General features: G+C 63.4%; 15 protein-coding genes. 8 read left to right on the forward strand and 7 right to left on the reverse strand.

All coding sequences use genetic code 11. The features are described from left to right. Positions 1-139: 139 nt before the first annotated feature. The 4 genes from coaBC to C6571_RS13655 all read left to right on the forward strand — a co-directional run bounded on the left by coaBC (position 140) and on the right by C6571_RS13655 (position 2,928). Positions 140-1,369 carry a bifunctional phosphopantothenoylcysteine decarboxylase/phosphopantothenate--cysteine ligase CoaBC gene (gene coaBC / locus C6571_RS13640; RefSeq protein WP_106447166.1) on the forward strand — a complete coding sequence of 410 codons (1,230 nt, stop codon included), beginning with the start codon at positions 140-142 and terminating at the stop codon, positions 1,367-1,369. A 4-nt stretch (positions 1,370-1,373) separates the two neighbouring features. Then, a complete protein-coding gene (locus C6571_RS13645) occupies positions 1,374-1,838 on the forward strand; it encodes a hypothetical protein (protein WP_146139335.1) in 465 nt (154 codons plus the stop codon). Beyond that, a complete protein-coding gene (dut, locus tag C6571_RS13650; RefSeq protein WP_106447168.1) occupies positions 1,835-2,281 on the forward strand; it encodes a dUTP diphosphatase in 447 nt (148 codons plus the stop codon). The genes C6571_RS13645 and dut overlap by 4 nt, the downstream gene beginning before the upstream one ends. 158 nt (positions 2,282-2,439) lie before the next feature. After that, positions 2,440-2,928, forward strand: coding sequence for an outer membrane lipoprotein (locus tag C6571_RS13655; protein ID WP_106447169.1), 489 nt, complete (start codon positions 2,440-2,442; stop codon positions 2,926-2,928). 36 nt (positions 2,929-2,964) lie between these two features. On the opposite strand, the gene C6571_RS13660 is transcribed toward C6571_RS13655, so the two are convergent. Continuing rightward, positions 2,965-3,489, reverse strand: coding sequence for an FKBP-type peptidyl-prolyl cis-trans isomerase (locus tag C6571_RS13660; protein ID WP_106447170.1), 525 nt, complete (start codon positions 3,487-3,489; stop codon positions 2,965-2,967). Positions 3,490-3,615: 126 nt separating this feature from the next. Between C6571_RS13660 and C6571_RS13665 the strand changes: the two genes are divergently transcribed. Then, positions 3,616-4,122, forward strand: coding sequence for a hypothetical protein (locus C6571_RS13665; protein ID WP_106447171.1), 507 nt, complete (start codon positions 3,616-3,618; stop codon positions 4,120-4,122). A 286-nt stretch (positions 4,123-4,408) separates the two neighbouring features. Then, positions 4,409-4,693, forward strand: coding sequence for a hypothetical protein (locus tag C6571_RS13670; RefSeq protein WP_106447172.1), 285 nt, complete (start codon positions 4,409-4,411; stop codon positions 4,691-4,693). 103 nt (positions 4,694-4,796) lie between these two features. On the opposite strand, the gene C6571_RS13675 is transcribed toward C6571_RS13670, so the two are convergent. From C6571_RS13675 to C6571_RS13695, 6 genes are all read right to left on the reverse strand, one after another. Next, a complete protein-coding gene (locus C6571_RS13675) occupies positions 4,797-5,576 on the reverse strand; it encodes an MBL fold metallo-hydrolase (protein WP_106447173.1) in 780 nt (259 codons plus the stop codon). Between the two features lie 17 nt (positions 5,577-5,593). Next, complete coding sequence (gene bamC / locus C6571_RS13680; RefSeq protein WP_106447174.1) at positions 5,594-6,688, reverse strand: outer membrane protein assembly factor BamC; 1,095 nt, start codon at positions 6,686-6,688, stop codon at positions 5,594-5,596. A gap of 43 nt (positions 6,689-6,731) precedes the next feature. Beyond that, a complete protein-coding gene (gene dapA / locus C6571_RS13685) occupies positions 6,732-7,628 on the reverse strand; it encodes a 4-hydroxy-tetrahydrodipicolinate synthase (RefSeq protein ID WP_106447175.1) in 897 nt (298 codons plus the stop codon). Between the two features lie 63 nt (positions 7,629-7,691). After that, positions 7,692-8,243, reverse strand: coding sequence for a class I SAM-dependent methyltransferase (locus C6571_RS13690; protein ID WP_106447176.1), 552 nt, complete (start codon positions 8,241-8,243; stop codon positions 7,692-7,694). 70 nt (positions 8,244-8,313) lie between these two features. Continuing rightward, positions 8,314-8,460, reverse strand: coding sequence for a hypothetical protein (locus tag C6571_RS19730; RefSeq protein WP_170094625.1), 147 nt, complete (start codon positions 8,458-8,460; stop codon positions 8,314-8,316). Then, positions 8,457-9,689, reverse strand: coding sequence for an MFS transporter (locus C6571_RS13695; protein ID WP_106447177.1), 1,233 nt, complete (start codon positions 9,687-9,689; stop codon positions 8,457-8,459). The genes C6571_RS19730 and C6571_RS13695 overlap by 4 nt, the downstream gene beginning before the upstream one ends. Positions 9,690-9,797: 108 nt before the next feature. Here C6571_RS13695 and C6571_RS13700 point away from each other — a divergent pair, with 108 nt between their 5' ends. Together C6571_RS13700 and parC are read left to right on the forward strand one after the other, a co-directional pair. Then, positions 9,798-11,804, forward strand: coding sequence for a DNA topoisomerase IV subunit B (locus C6571_RS13700; RefSeq protein ID WP_106447178.1), 2,007 nt, complete (start codon positions 9,798-9,800; stop codon positions 11,802-11,804). A gap of 101 nt (positions 11,805-11,905) precedes the next feature. After that, on the forward strand, positions 11,906-14,251 hold the full coding sequence (gene parC, locus C6571_RS13705) for a DNA topoisomerase IV subunit A (protein ID WP_106447179.1): 2,346 nt from the start codon (positions 11,906-11,908) through the stop codon (positions 14,249-14,251). The last annotated feature ends 27 nt before the right edge of the window (positions 14,252-14,278 follow it).

A 14,278-nucleotide genomic window follows, 5' to 3' on the forward strand; every position in this document is an offset into this window, starting at 1 on the left:
CCGACAGCAAAATGCAGTGGCGCAGCGGTTGATGTTCTGCTGCCCTTCCTGCGAAGCCGCAGCCCCTCTCGGCCTGTGTGTTCTTGGTTGCCGCAGTGGTGCAGGGCGAGAAGTTCATGCCATCTGCTAAATTCCATCCATGAATGCGATCGCTGGCAAACACATCGTCCTTGGACTCACTGGCGGCATCGCCTGCTACAAGGCAGCCGAGTTTTGCCGCGCTCTGGTAAAAGCCGGGGCCAGCGTGCAGGTGGTGATGACGCAGGCGGCCGAGCAGTTCATCACGCCCGTGACCATGCAGGCACTGAGCAACCGGCCGGTGTACAGCTCGCAATGGGATGTGCGCGCGGACAACAACATGGCGCACATCAACCTCAGCCGGGAGGCCGACGCGATTGTCGTCGCGCCCTGCAGTGCAGATTTCATCGCCCGCCTGGCGCACGGAGCGGCCGACGATTTGCTGGCGCTGATGTGCCTGGCGCGGCCCGTGGAGCGGGTGCCGCTGCTGCTCGCCCCCGCCATGAACCGCGAGATGTGGGCGCATCCTGCCACGCAGCGCAACCTTGTGCAGGTGCAGCAAGATGGTGCCGTGGTGCTGGGCGTGGGCAGTGGTGATCAGGCCTGCGGCGAAACTGGCGATGGCCGCATGCTGGAACCGCAGGAGTTGCTGGAAGAAGCGGGGGCCTTTTTTCAGCCTAAGCTGTTGGCGGGGCAACAGATGCTCGTCACCGCGGGCCCCACGTTTGAAGCCATCGACCCGGTGCGCGGCATCACCAACCATTCGAGCGGCAAGATGGGCTTTGCCATTGCCCGTGCTGCCCGCGAGGCCGGTGCCGAGGTGACGCTGGTGGCTGGCCCGGTGTCTTTGCCCACGCCGCGTGGAGTGCGGCGCATCGATGTGGTTTCGGCACAGAATATGTACGATGCGGTGATTCCGCTTGCGCGGGATGCTTCTATTTTTGTAGCAGCAGCGGCTGTAGCTGACTGGCGACCGGACCGAGCCGCGCAGGAAAAAATCAAGAAGGACGGCAGTGGCGCCACGCCCACGCTTGGCTTTGCCGAAAACCCCGACATTCTGGCCACTGTTGCGCAGTCCGAGCGGGCCCGTAGCGGCGCGCTGTACTGCGTGGGATTTGCCGCCGAAAGCCATGACTTGCTGGTGCACGCGACCGCCAAGCGCGCACGCAAGGGAGTGCCGCTGTTGGTGGGCAACATCGGCCCGGCCACGTTCGGGCAGGACGACAATGCGCTGCTCCTGGTGGATGCGCACGGCCACAGCGAGCTGGCGCGCGCCAGCAAACGCGTGTTGGCACAGCAGTTGGTGGCCGAGATTGCTGCCAGAAGGTCGTCAACACGTTCTGAGGAGTGAAGCCATGAATCCGTCTGCCACCAAGGCCGAATGGGATGCCCCAAAAAATGGGGACTTTGCGCGCTACGTTGAGCGGTTGACGGCCGCCCACGCGGTGACTTTGCCAGAAGAGCCCGGAAGGGTACCGCATGTCGGTGAGAGGATGACCCGTACCCAACCTGTTGGCGCTGACACCCATTTGCCGGATCTGCAGGCGCTCAAAGTACCGACCGTCGCCATTCTTTCTTCGGTGCAACTGGGCCTTTTTCTATTGGCTGTTGCGCAATTGGCGCTGCTCGCGCTCGCCGGATTGGGTTCAGTCTTCGGGGTCACTGCCGCTGTTGTCGCCTGGTGGCTCGTGGGCCGCTGGAAGGCTGTGCTGCGCGGGCCGCGCCAACCGGCTGGATTGCCCAAAAGCTCGCTTGTTGCACTGCAGCGTGAATTGCAGGCGCTAGCAAAACAAAAAGCCAAACAAGCCTCAGGGAAATGAACATTGACATCAAGGTCCTCGACGCACGCATGGCCGATGCCCTGCCCGTGTATGCCACTGCGGGCAGCGCAGGGCTGGATTTGCGCGCCTGCCTGGACGCGTCGCTCACCCTGGCGCCTGGCGCTTGCGAAATGGTCGGAACGGGTTTTGCTATCCATCTGGCCGATGCCGGCTACGCGGCGCTGATTCTTCCGCGCTCGGGGTTGGGGCACAAGCACGGAATCGTGCTGGGCAATCTGGTGGGTTTGATCGACAGCGACTACCAGGGCGAACTGAAACTCAGCGTCTGGAACCGCAGCGCCGAGCCCTTCGTCATTGCACCGATGGACCGGCTTGCGCAACTGGTGGTGGTGCCGGTGGTGCAGGCGCGTTTCAATGTGGTTGCCTCGTTTGCAGCAAGCGAGCGGGGCGAGGGCGGTTATGGTTCAACAGGACAGGGCTAACTTCGCTGTAGGCGAACGCTGGCAGCGGAGCGGCCGCCTTGCTGACGACAGGCTCCTGTTGCGCCCTGCAGTCGAGGCCAGCGATTGCGCATTCAATGGGTGCTCAGCACGCACTGGCGTTTGGGTCCAGGGCGCTTAGACCATTCAGGAGAAAAAGCATGAAGATTTCCAACTTCCAACGTGCCGGTATTGTGACGGCCAGTGCGGTTTTGGCCGCCAGCCTGGCCGCATGCGCAGCGCCTCGCTCAGACTACCCTACGGGCGGATACCAGCAAGGGGCCTACTCGGCGCCGGAGCGAGGCACGGAATATGGCCGGGTGACGAATATCTATCAGCTTCAGGGTCAAAGCTCTGGCAGAACATCGGGCGCCGGTGCAGTCATCGGGGCCGTGGTTGGTGGGGTGTTGGGCCACCAGATTGGCGGCGGAAGCGGGCGCACGCTTGCGACAGCCGCAGGTGTGGTTGGCGGTGCGGTCGCCGGCAATGCCATCGAAGAACACAATAGCGGTGGTGGCCGCGCCAGTGGCTACCGTGTCGTTATTCGACTCGATCAGGGCGGCCAGCGCGACTATGACGTCAGTTCGCCCGGCGACCTCCGCGTGGGAGACCGCGTGCGCATGGTCAACGGCCAGATTTCGCGCTATTGAGCCGATCGCCAAAGCGGCCCATCGAAGCAGGGCGGGTCAGTGAATGTTGCTGCTGCCGGGCGCCTGCGCGTGCACCTGAAAGAAGCCGGTTCCGGCGCTGCCGCGCGCAATTTCTTCCTCGCTCGCCTGGCGCACACCGTGCACTTCAAGATGCAGACGCAGGGCAATTCCTGCCAGCGGGTGGTTGCCATCGAGCACCACATGCTCGGGATAAATCTGTGAGACGGTGTACAAGCCCTCGCGCGTCGCCTCCGGGCTGACGCCCGCAGGCAGTGCCGTTCCCTCGAAACTCATGCCTTCTTCAATGTCCTTGGGGAACAAGACGAGGGGTTCCAGAAACAACAGTTCCTCATCGAACTCGCCAAAGGCTTCTTCTGGCTCCAGATGCAGATCGAGCTGCGCGCCATTGGTGTGGCCTTGTAGAGCTTCCTCGACGCGGGCCAGCAAATCGTTGCCGCCGACAAAGAATTCCACGGGCTCATCAAGGACGTCTAGTTCCTCGCCCAGTGTGTCTTTCAATACCCAGGTCAGGGCGACGACGCATTGCTGTGTGATTTCCATAGGAGAATTCTCGCATCCCGCCAGCAAGCGCGCTGGCGGCCGTCAATTTTTCAGTTGTACCCTGTGCAAGAGAACCGGCTGCAGGGATGTATCGATGGGAGCGCGACTGTTGCAAGGAGTTGCCGTATGGAGCCGAATGACCAGCCAGCCCCCCTTCTGGAAGGGCGGTTTGAAGGACGCAATGACTTTATTCAACTGGTGCGCGACGCCCTCGGTGTGGCCGCGCAGGCGGGATGGAGGGAACTGATTCTCAGCGATTCCAATTTTTACGATTGGCCATTGGGCGAACGTGCTGTGATTGACTCACTCAATGCCTGGGCGCGGGGTGGCAGGCAACTCACCCTGCTTGCCAAGAGCTATGACGAGGTGGTGCGGCGCCATCCGCGATTTGTTGCATGGCGCGCCACCTGGGGGCACATCATCCAGTGCCGTGCCTGTCCAAACGCCGATGCCCTGGATGTGCCGAGCATGATCTGGTCTTCCGACTGGGTGATGCAAAGGCTTGATCCTGTGCGCAGCGTCGGCGTCGCCGGAACCGAAGCAGGGCGCCGCGTTGCAGCTCGGGAGCTCCTGCGTGAGTGGATTGAAAACAAGAGCGCGCCAGGTTTTGCCTCCACCACCTTGGGTCTGTAGCGAATTGTCAGCAGCGTCAACCGGTATCTGGTTTGCGGCGTTGCGTACCGATGCCCGGAAATTAGCGGATGCCTGGCAGCCCGAGGTCGACGTTTTTTTGAATACTTCTTCGCATTAAAGTTCGATTGTCTATTCGTAGAAACCGCAATTGACAAACGCTGCCTATAATCCGCGCCAGAGTGAAACCTTGCGCTGTCGCAAAACTCTTCCAAAGCGTAGCCGGGCTGCAAGAGGCTGAACGTTTTGGCACTTTCTTGTCTATCACTGTCCCCTGAGGAGAACTGCAATGAATAAGTCTTTCGTTATCGCTTCGCTGATCGCCGCCGCTGCTCTGGCTGCTTGTGGCAAGAAGGAAGAGCCGGCTCCCGCTCCGGCACCTGCACCTGTTGAAGCACCTGCTCCAGCAGCTGTCGAGCCTCCTGCCGCTGAACCTGCCGCTGCTGCACCTGCAGAAGCTGCTTCGGCTGCCGCTCCGCAAGCTGGTGACGCAGACAAGGCGGCTGCCCCTGGCGACGCTGCCAAGGCCGCTGCTGATGGCGCAGCAAGCGCTGCAGCATCCGCAGCCAAGTAATTTTGGTTGGGCAGGCTCGCAGATTCTGCGAGCCTGGTTCAAACCCAAGCCCCGTGCATTCTGCCGGGGCTTTTTTTGTGGATGTCGAGAATGCAGGCCGACGCTAACCTACGGAAAGCCACGGTGTGCCGCGGGCTGGATCCGCGATCTCGATAGCGCTAGTGTCCCAGCCCAGGGTTTGCGCGAACAATGTGCGTACGAGTTCGGGCCGGTTGTTGCGCTCGCTCAAGTGGGCGGCCACCACCTGGCGCAGGCCAGAGTGGCTCACTGCCGCCAGCACGGCTGCCGCCGCCGTGTTGGCCAGATGGCCGTGGGTACCGCCAATGCGCCGTTTCAGAAAAGGCGGATAGGCCGATTGCGCCAGCAGTTGCTGGTCGTGATTGGCTTCCAGCAAAAGCGCATGACAGCCCGCGAGCTGCGACAGCACGTGGGGCGTGGCATGCCCGAAGTCTGTGGCGATGCCCAGATGCTTCGCTCCATTGCTGCATCGCAATTGCAGGGGTTCGCGGGCGTCGTGGGGAACGGTGAAAGGCAGTGCTTCAAAAGCGCCAAGGTCAATGGCTTCGCCGTCACGTACCAAGTGCAGAAGAGGGCCTATGGCAGGACTGCCGATGGCCGCGTGCGTCCCGGCGCTCATCCACAGTGCAATGCCATGCTGCTGCGCGAGGGAAAGCGCGCAGCCCACGTGATCGGAGTGCTCGTGGGTGATGAATATGGCGTCCAGATCGCTGCAGGCCAGGCCGGCGCGTGCCAGGCGCTGCGCGAGCTGCCGGGGACCGAAACCGCAGTCGATGAGCAGGCGCCGAACCGAAGCGCCGCTGCTGCCCTCGACGACGCTGGCGTTGCCCGAGCTGCCGCTGCCCAAGCTGCAAAAGCGCAGCATGAACGATCCAGGCGTTCCTACTTGAGGTCGTCGGCGATCACGCGCACGATGCGGGCGGCGTTCTCCGAGTTCTCTGGGGCGCCACTTGCGTCCAGTACCGACACCACGCTGGCATTGCCTTCGCTGCGTACGACGATGCGGTATTTGAGCGGAGGTGTCGCCGATTTCGAACTGCCAAACACGCCCAAGACCTTGCCGAAGAAGCCGGGCTCCTTCTGGTCGGTGCCAGGGGCCACGTAGCGCACGAAATACACGCCCTGGCTGCGGTCGCGGTCTTCCACGGTAAATCCGGTTCGGTCCAGCGTCAGGCCCACGCGGCGCCAGGCGCGCTCGAAGCCTTCGTCGATCTGCACAACGGGGATATTGCCCTGGCGAGCAACGCGCACGCTGGCTGCCTGGGGCGACGAGGCTGCGGCAGCACGGGCGGCTTCAGCCGGCACACCGAGTTTGACCATCATGCGGCGCAGGAACTCGACTTCCAGTTCCGGGTCGGTCGGGCGCGGCTGCCACACCGTGGAGTCCTTGGCAGCGCTGTTGTAGACCTCGATCATTCCGCGGTGGCTGACAAAAATCTCCGTGCTGCCATCGGGGCGGCGCTCCAGGCGCGTGCGGAATTTGTCGCGCTCGCCGGTGGAGTAGAGCGAATCAAACACCTTGCCCAAGGTGGAGCGAATGAAGTCCTGAGGAATCTTGGCGCGGTTTTCTGCCCAGTCGGTTTCCATGATTCCCAGATTGATCTGGTCAAGCGACAGCGTAAAACCGTTTTCCAGCCAGAAATCGCGCACCGGGTCCCACAGCTTTTCTACCGGGCGCTGCACCACCAGCCAGCGCTGGTCGCCATTGCGCTCGATGCGAACGTCGCCCATTCGGTTTGCTGCTGCCTGGCTGTCGGGTGTTTGGGCAGCCTTGCCGGCTTCGAGGGCATTGGCCGACACGACGCCGCCGGGCACGGCATAGCGTGTGTCGCGCGAGAGCTGCTTGAGGTCTGGCGGGACTTCCAGCGTCTGGCCTTTGCTTGCGCTTTTGTAGTCAATCTTGTCGCCCTCCAGCACCGAGCAGGCAGACAACGCAATGGTCAGGCCGAGCAGGCCAAATCGTGCAGCATGTTTCACGCGGAAGATCCTCTTGAATTCGAAAAACCGGCTTGCGCCGCAATCAGAGCAGACCGCTGGCGCGCAGCGCGCCTTCGACGGCAGCCTCGTGGGCCGTGCCGAGCGGTGTCATCGGCAAGCGCATGGTGCCGCCGCACAGGCCCATGCGGGACATGGCCCACTTGACCGGAATCGGGTTGGCTTCGATGAACAGGTTCTTGTGCAGCGGCATCAGGCGGAACTGGATTTCCATGGCACGGCGAATGTCGCCGGCCAGTGCAGCCACGCACAGCTCGTGCATCAGGCGCGGTGCCACATTGGCCGTGACGCTGATGTTGCCGTGCCCGCCGCAGAGCATCAGCGCGACCGCCGTGGGATCGTCGCCGGAGTAAACGGCGAAGTCCTTGGGCAGGTCGCGGATCAGCCACTGCGCGCGCTCGATGTTGCCCGTGGCTTCCTTGATGCCGATGATGCCCGGCACCTGTGCCAGGCGCAGCACGGTGTCGTGCAGCATGTCGCCCACCGAGCGGCCCGGCACGTTGTAGAGCACGATGGGCAACTCGCCCGTGGCTTCGGCAATGGCTTTGAAGTGCTGGTACAGGCCCTCTTGCGTGGGCTTGTTGTAGTAGGGCACGACCTGCAACTGGCTGTCGGCCCCCACGCCTTTGGCAAAGCGCGCCAGTTCGATGGCTTCCTTGGTGGAATTGGCGCCGCAGCCGGCCATCACGGGCACGCGCCCTGCAGCCTGTTCCACGGCAACGCGAATGATTTCGCAATGTTCTTCGACATCCACAGTGGGCGACTCGCCCGTGGTGCCGACGACGCCGATGCAGTCGGTGCCCTCGGCAATATGCCAGTCGATGATTTTTCGCAGACTGTCATAGTCCACGCTGCCATCTTCATGCATGGGCGTGACGAGGGCGACGATGCTGCCGGTGAGAAGCGGGCGGGAAGAGGTCATGTCAGCGGAAAAAACGCAAAGAAGCATTCTAGCGGGCGACACCCGCACTGCGTGGTGGGGCGCTTATGCCGATGCTTCCAACTGCCACCGTGTGATCGCTGGAGCATTGGTTGCCGGGCGAGCGGCCGCAATGCGTTGAACGCAACGTGCTGGGTGATTGAGAAAACCATCTTCATAAGCCACCACGCGCAGATCGCTGCAAGCCCGAAGAAGTTCACCGCGCGTGAGCAGAAAATCGGAATTGGCGGGCTTGCCCAGGCTCTCGTTGCCTTGGGCAAAGGTTTCATACAGGAGCACGCCGTCCGGCGCAAGACTTTGCACGATGTGCACAAAAAGGGGTCGCCACAGATAGTTGGTGACCACTACCGCACCAAACTGCTGGTCGGCCAGTGGCCATGGTGCGGATTCCAGATCGCACTGCAGTACCTCGCCGAATGCGGCAGCGGATTGCAGGGCATCGGCGGCCCGGTCCACACCCAGCACGGCGTGGCCGCGCTCTGCGAACCACTGCATGTGCCTGCCCTGGCCACAGGCCAGGTCCAGCACGCGCGCGCCAGCGGGCACCAGGTGCGACCAGCGGCGCACCCATTCAGAGGCGGGAGCAGATGTTGTCACAAAAATACTTGAAAATGATAGCTGCAGACGGTTATTGGATAAGCGCTAGAGGCCATTTTCGCTTCAAAAATCAAAAGCAGGCCCAGGCCTGATCGGCCAACATGATCAAAAAATCGGGCCGCTGGTAGAGCGCAAACACCGCCGCTGCGGCCACCAGCAGCACGGCCGCGACGGCCAGACGCTGCCAAAGGGTGCGTGCGCGGCGTTGCGTCATCATGCGACGGCGGCTGCGCCGCCCCGTGCAATCGGGTGTTCGCGTACGGGCAGGTTGATCAGGCCGGCCAGCACGCCCAAGGCAATGGCCAGTACCCAGACGACGTCGTAGCTGCCGGTGCGGTCATACAGGAAGCCGCCCAGCCACACGCCCATGAAGCTGCCCACCTGGTGGCTGAAGAAGACGAAGCCGCCCAGCATGGAGAGGTGTTGCACACCAAAGATCTGCGCCACGGCCGCGTTCGTCGGCGGCACTGTGGAGAGCCACAGCGCGCCCATTACCGCCGAGAAGATGTACACCGACATTGCAGTCAGCGGTGCCAGCAGAAATACGGTGATGACGACGGCGCGGGCGAAGTAGATGAAAGCCAGGATATGCCGCTTGGCCATGCGTTGGCCCAGTGTTCCGGAGATATAGGTGCCAAAAACGTTGAACAGCCCGATCAGCGCCAGCGAATAACTCGCCACCTGCGGGCTCAAGCCGTGATCGCGCAGGTAGCTGGGCAGGTGCACGCCAATAAAGACCACCTGAAAGCCACACACAAAGTAGCCGGCAGTCAAGAGCAAGAAGCTGCGATAGCGCAGCGCTTCGGACAGTGCCGCGCCAATGCCCTGGGTACGCACGACCGGCGCGACGCCGGCAAAACGGGGCTCGCGCAGCCAGAATGCCAGGGGCACGATCAGCAGCACCATGGCAGAGAGGGCCAGCAGGGCCTCCTGCCAGCCGAGCGAGGTGATGAGAAAACCCTCGACCGGAACCATCAGGAACTGGCCAAAGGAGCCCGCAGCCGCCGCCACACCCATGGCCCAGGAGCGCTTCTCGGGCGCAATCTGCCGGCCCAGCACGCCGTAGATCACGGCGTAGGTGGTACCGGCCTGGGCCGCACCGATCAGCACCCCCGTGGTCAGTGCAAACAGCGTCTCGGTGGGCGACAGCGCCATGCCGATCAAGCCCAGCGCGTACAGCAGGGCCCCACCGATCAACACCCGAAAAGCGCCAAAGCGGTCCGCCACCATGCCGGCGAACACGCCGATCACGCCCCAGGACAGGTTCTGGATGGCAAGCGCCAGGGCAAAGGACTGGCGCGTCCAGCCCATCTCTTGCGTGATGGGCTGCAGCCACAGCCCAAAGCCGTGGCGGATGCCCATGGAGAGCGTGACCACGGCCGCGCCGCAGGCAAGCACCTGGAACATCGAAAGCTTGGGCGGAGCGGGGTGCGTTGCGGCGTACATAGCGGGTGAATGTATCCAATTGCCCGGCGGTCTGCTGTCGCCGCTGGGGCCAGTGCACGCCACGCCGGGCTGGGGTTCCATCCAGTGAGGCCACTACAATCCGCGCCCATGGCAGCCAAATTTCCCCCTCCTCAGAGCGCGCTCGGCGCTTTGAGCGCTCTGAGCAATTACTCCGAAGGTTCGATCCGCGTCCTCAAGGGCCTGGAGCCGGTCAAGCAACGTCCGGGCATGTACACCCGTACCGACAACCCGCTGCACATCATTCAGGAAGTGCTCGACAACGCCGCCGACGAAGCACTGGCGGGGTACGGCAAAAAGATCAAGGTCACGCTGCACCAGGACGGTTCGGTCGGCATCGATGACGATGGCCGCGGGATTCCGTTTGGCCTGCACCCCGAAGAAAACGCGCCGGTGATCGAGCTGGTGTTCACCCAGTTGCACGCTGGCGGCAAGTTCGACAAGGGCAAGGGCGGCGCCTACAGTTTCTCGGGCGGTTTGCATGGCGTGGGCGTGTCGGTCACCAATGCGCTGTCGCAGCGCATGGAAGTGGCCAGCCACCGCGAAGGTCAGGTGGCCACGCTGGTGTTTGCCGCGGGCGATGTCGTTGAGCCGCTGGCGCTGCGCCCGCAAGGCCCGGGCGACCGGCGCCAGGGCACCACGGTACGCGCCTGGCCCGACGCCAAATACTTTGAATCGGCCCAACTGCCGATGCACGAGCTGACGCATTTGCTGCGCAGCAAGGCGGTGCTGATGCCAGGCGTATCGGTGACGCTGACCATCGAGAGCACGCGCGAGACGACCACCTGGCAATTCAAGGGCGGCCTGCGCGACTATTTGTCGCAGACGCTCAGCGCCGATCCGGTGATCCCCTTGTTTGAAGGCGAAGGCTTTGCCGGGCGCCAGGACGACAGCTTTGCCGAGGGCGAGGGCGCTTCGTGGTGCGTGGCCTTCACCGAAGAGGGTGCGCCGGTGCGCGAGAGCTACGTCAACCTGATCCCCACCCGCGCCGGCGGCACGCACGAGAGCGGCCTGCGCGATGGCTTGTTCCAGGCGGTCAAGGGCTTCATCGAGCTGCACAGCCTGTTGCCCAAGGGCGTCAAATTGATGCCCGAGGACGTGTTTGCGCGCGCCAGCTATGTGCTCTCGGCCAAGGTGCTGGACCCGCAGTTCCAGGGCCAGATCAAGGAGCGGCTCAATTCGCGCGACGCTGTGCGGCTGGTGTCGAGTTTCGTGCGCCCGGCGCTCGAACTCTGGCTGAACCAGCATGTGGAATACGGCAAGAAGCTGGCGGAGCTGGCCATCCGCGCCGCGCAAACGCGCCAGAAGGCTGGCCAGAAGGTGGAAAAACGCAAGGGCTCGGGCGTGGCCGTGCTGCCGGGCAAACTGACCGACTGCGAAAGCCGCGACCTCGCCTACAACGAAGTCTTTCTGGTCGAAGGCGACTCGGCCGGTGGCAGCGCGAAGATGGGCCGCGACAAGGAAACCCAGGCCGTGCTGCCGCTGCGCGGCAAGGTGCTCAACACCTGGGAGGTGGAGCGCGACCGGCTGTTTGCCAACAACGAAATCCACGACATTGCGGTGGCCATTGGCGTTGATCCGCATGGGCCCGGCGACGAGCCCGATCTCTCGGGCCTGCGCTACGGCAAGATCTGCATTCTCTCGGACGCCGACGTGGACGGTTCGCACATCCAGGTCCTGCTGCTCACGCTCTTCTTCCGGCATTTCCCCAAGCTGATCGAGGCCGGCCACATCTACGTGGCGCGCCCGCCGCTGTTTCGCGTCGACGTACCGGCGCGCGGAAAAAAGCCGGCGGCCAAGATGTATGCGCTGGACGAGGGCGAACTGGCTGCCATTCTCGACAAGGCCGAGAAAGACGGCGTGGCGCGCGAGAAGTGTCAGATCAGCCGCTTCAAGGGCCTGGGTGAGATGAACGCCGGGCAACTGTGGGAAACCACGCTCAACCCCGACACCCGGCGCCTGATGCCGGTGCACCTGGGGGCGCTCGGCTTTGACGCCACCCAGAGCCTGATCACCAAGCTGATGGGCAAAGGCGAGGCCGGTGCGCGGCGCGAGCTGATGGAGCTGCACGGCGACAGCGTCGAGATCGATGTCTGATTTTTAGGTATTTTTGGCCTCTAGCGCTTATTGGGTAAGCGTTAGTAGCTATTAAATTAATAGTTTTTTACCCTTTCAGGGTGCTGCATGCGACGCTTCCGATGAACGATCTGGTTCTTGATTTCACCCCCTCCGGGGACGACACCGACACGCTGGGCAGTTACGCCCAGCGCGCCTACCTGGAATACGCGCTCTCCGTCGTCAAGGGCCGTGCCCTGCCCGATGTCTGCGACGGCATGAAGCCGGTGCAGCGGCGCATTCTGTACGCCATGGAGCGCATGGGCCTGGGTTACTCGGGCCCCAACCGCAATGCGGCGGCCAAGCCGGTCAAAAGCGCGCGGGTGGTGGGCGACGTGCTCGGCCGCTTTCACCCGCATGGCGACCAGTCGGCCTACGACGCACTGGTGCGCATGGCGCAGGATTTTTCGCAGCGTTACCCGCTGATCGACGGCCAGGGCAACTTTGGCAGCCGCGACGGCGACGGCGCCGCCGCCATGCGCTACACCGAGGCGCGCCTGGCCAGGATCACCAGCCTGCTGGTCGATGAGATCGACGAGGGTACGGTCGACTTCATCCCCAACTACGACGGCTCCACCCAGGAGCCGCGCCAGTTGCCCGCGCGCCTGCCGTTCACCTTGCTCAACGGCGCCAGCGGCATTGCCGTGGGCCTGGCCACCGAGATTCCCAGCCACAACCTGCGCGAGGTGGCCGACGCCTGCGTTGCGCTGGTCAAGAACCCGCAACTGTCCGAAGCCGATTTGCTGGCGTTGATTCCGGGGCCGGACTACCCCGGCGGCGGCCAGATCATCAGCAGCGCGGCCGACATTGCCGACGCCTACCGCAGCGGGCGCGGCAGCCTCAAGGTGCGCGCGCGCTGGAAGATCGAAGAGCTGGCGCGCGGCCAGTGGCAGTTGGTGGTCACCGAACTGCCGCCGGGCGTCAGCACGCAAAGGGTGCTGGAAGAGATCGAAGAACTCACCAACCCCAAGATCAAGGCCGGCAAAAAAGCGCTCAGCCAGGAGCAAACCCAGCTCAAGGCCAGCGTGCTGGCGGTGCTGGACGGCGTGCGCGACGAATCGAGCAAGGACGCCGCCGTGCGCCTGGTGTGCGAGCCCAAAACCGGCAAGACGCCGCAGCACGAGCTGATCACCGCGCTGCTGGCGCATACCAGCCTGGAAACGTCCTCGTCCATCAACCTGACCCTGGTCGGCATCGATAGCAGGCCGGTGCAGAAGTCGCTGCGCCGCATGCTGCAAGAGTGGATTGAGTTCCGGCAGGGCACGATCACACGGCGCTCGCAGCACCGTTTGAACAAGGTGCTGGACCGCATCCACATCCTCGAAGGGCGGCAGATCGTACTGCTCAACATCGACGAAGTGATTGCCATCATCCGCGCGGCCGATGAGCCCAAGGCGGCGCTGATGGAGCGCTTCCATCTGAGTGAGCGACAGGCAGAAGACATTCTGGAAATTCGCCTGCGCCAACTGGCGCGGCTCGAAGCCATCAAGATCGAGCAGGAGTTGAAGGAACTGCGCGACAGCCAGGGCAAGCTGGAAGAAATCCTGGGCACTCCGGCGGCACTGCGCCGCTTGATGGTCAAGGAAATTGAGCAGGACGCCAAGCAATTTGCCGACGCCCGCCGCACGCTGATTCAGGCCGAGAAGAAGGCGGTGGTCGAAGTCCGGGTGGTGGACGAGCCGGTGACGGTGGTGGTGTCGCAAAAGGGCTGGGTGCGCGCGCGCGGCGGCCACGGCCACGAGGCTGGCAGCTTTGCCTTCAAGGCAGGCGATGGCCTGTACGGCACCTTCGAGTGCCGCACCGTGGACACCTTTTTGGTCTTTGGCAGCAATGGCCGGGTGTATTCGGTGCCGGTGGCGCAATTGCCGGGCGCGCGCGGCGATGGCCAACCCGTGACCACGTTGATCGAACTTGAAGCGGGGACACAGATTGCCCATTACTTTGCCGGCCCGGCTGCCGCCACGCTGCTGCTGGCCAGCACGGGCGGCTACGGCTTTCTGGCGACGGTGGAATCCATGGTCTCGCGCAACAAGAGCGGCAAGGCCTTTGTCAGCCTGGGCGAGGGCGAGACGGTGTGCGCGCCCTCGCACGCAGAGCACGGCAGCGGCAGCGCTCCGCTGGCCGCCGCCACGCACGTGGCCTGCGCATCGGTGGGCGGGCGCATTCTGACGTTTGAGATCGCTGAACTCAAGCGCATGGACAAAGGCGGGCGTGGCCTGATGCTGATTGACCTGGACGCCAAAGACCTGCTCGCCGGTGCAGCCGCCTACACGCGCAGCATTCGCATTGAAGGCGTGGGGCGTGGCGGAAAACTGCGCGAAGAAACACTGGAGATTCGCTCACTCAACAATGCACGGGCCGTTCGCGCGCGCAAGGGCAAGGCGGCTGATCTGGGCTTCAAGCCGAATGCGGTGCTGCGCGTCGAATAGCGGTACAGATCCAGGCACTTTGCTTTT

Origin of the sequence: Simplicispira suum, from assembly GCF_003008595.1 — a bacterium.
Taxonomy (GTDB): domain Bacteria; phylum Pseudomonadota; class Gammaproteobacteria; order Burkholderiales; family Burkholderiaceae_C; genus Simplicispira; species Simplicispira suum.

Coding starts and splice junctions, on each gene's coding strand:
- parC (WP_106447179.1), top strand. CDS start 11,906: ATGAACGATCTGGTTCTTGATTTCACCCCCTCCGGGGACGACACCGAC.
- C6571_RS19730 (WP_170094625.1), bottom strand. CDS start 8,460: ATGATGACGCAACGCCGCGCACGCACCCTTTGGCAGCGTCTGGCCGTC.
- C6571_RS13660 (WP_106447170.1), bottom strand. CDS start 3,489: ATGGAAATCACACAGCAATGCGTCGTCGCCCTGACCTGGGTATTGAAA.
- C6571_RS13695 (WP_106447177.1), bottom strand. CDS start 9,689: ATGTACGCCGCAACGCACCCCGCTCCGCCCAAGCTTTCGATGTTCCAG.
- coaBC (WP_106447166.1), top strand. CDS start 140: ATGAATGCGATCGCTGGCAAACACATCGTCCTTGGACTCACTGGCGGC.
- C6571_RS13670 (WP_106447172.1), top strand. CDS start 4,409: ATGAATAAGTCTTTCGTTATCGCTTCGCTGATCGCCGCCGCTGCTCTG.
- C6571_RS13645 (WP_146139335.1), top strand. CDS start 1,374: ATGAATCCGTCTGCCACCAAGGCCGAATGGGATGCCCCAAAAAATGGG.
- C6571_RS13700 (WP_106447178.1), top strand. CDS start 9,798: ATGGCAGCCAAATTTCCCCCTCCTCAGAGCGCGCTCGGCGCTTTGAGC.
- dapA (WP_106447175.1), bottom strand. CDS start 7,628: ATGACCTCTTCCCGCCCGCTTCTCACCGGCAGCATCGTCGCCCTCGTC.
- dut (WP_106447168.1), top strand. CDS start 1,835: ATGAACATTGACATCAAGGTCCTCGACGCACGCATGGCCGATGCCCTG.
- C6571_RS13665 (WP_106447171.1), top strand. CDS start 3,616: ATGGAGCCGAATGACCAGCCAGCCCCCCTTCTGGAAGGGCGGTTTGAA.
- C6571_RS13655 (WP_106447169.1), top strand. CDS start 2,440: ATGAAGATTTCCAACTTCCAACGTGCCGGTATTGTGACGGCCAGTGCG.
- C6571_RS13675 (WP_106447173.1), bottom strand. CDS start 5,576: ATGCTGCGCTTTTGCAGCTTGGGCAGCGGCAGCTCGGGCAACGCCAGC.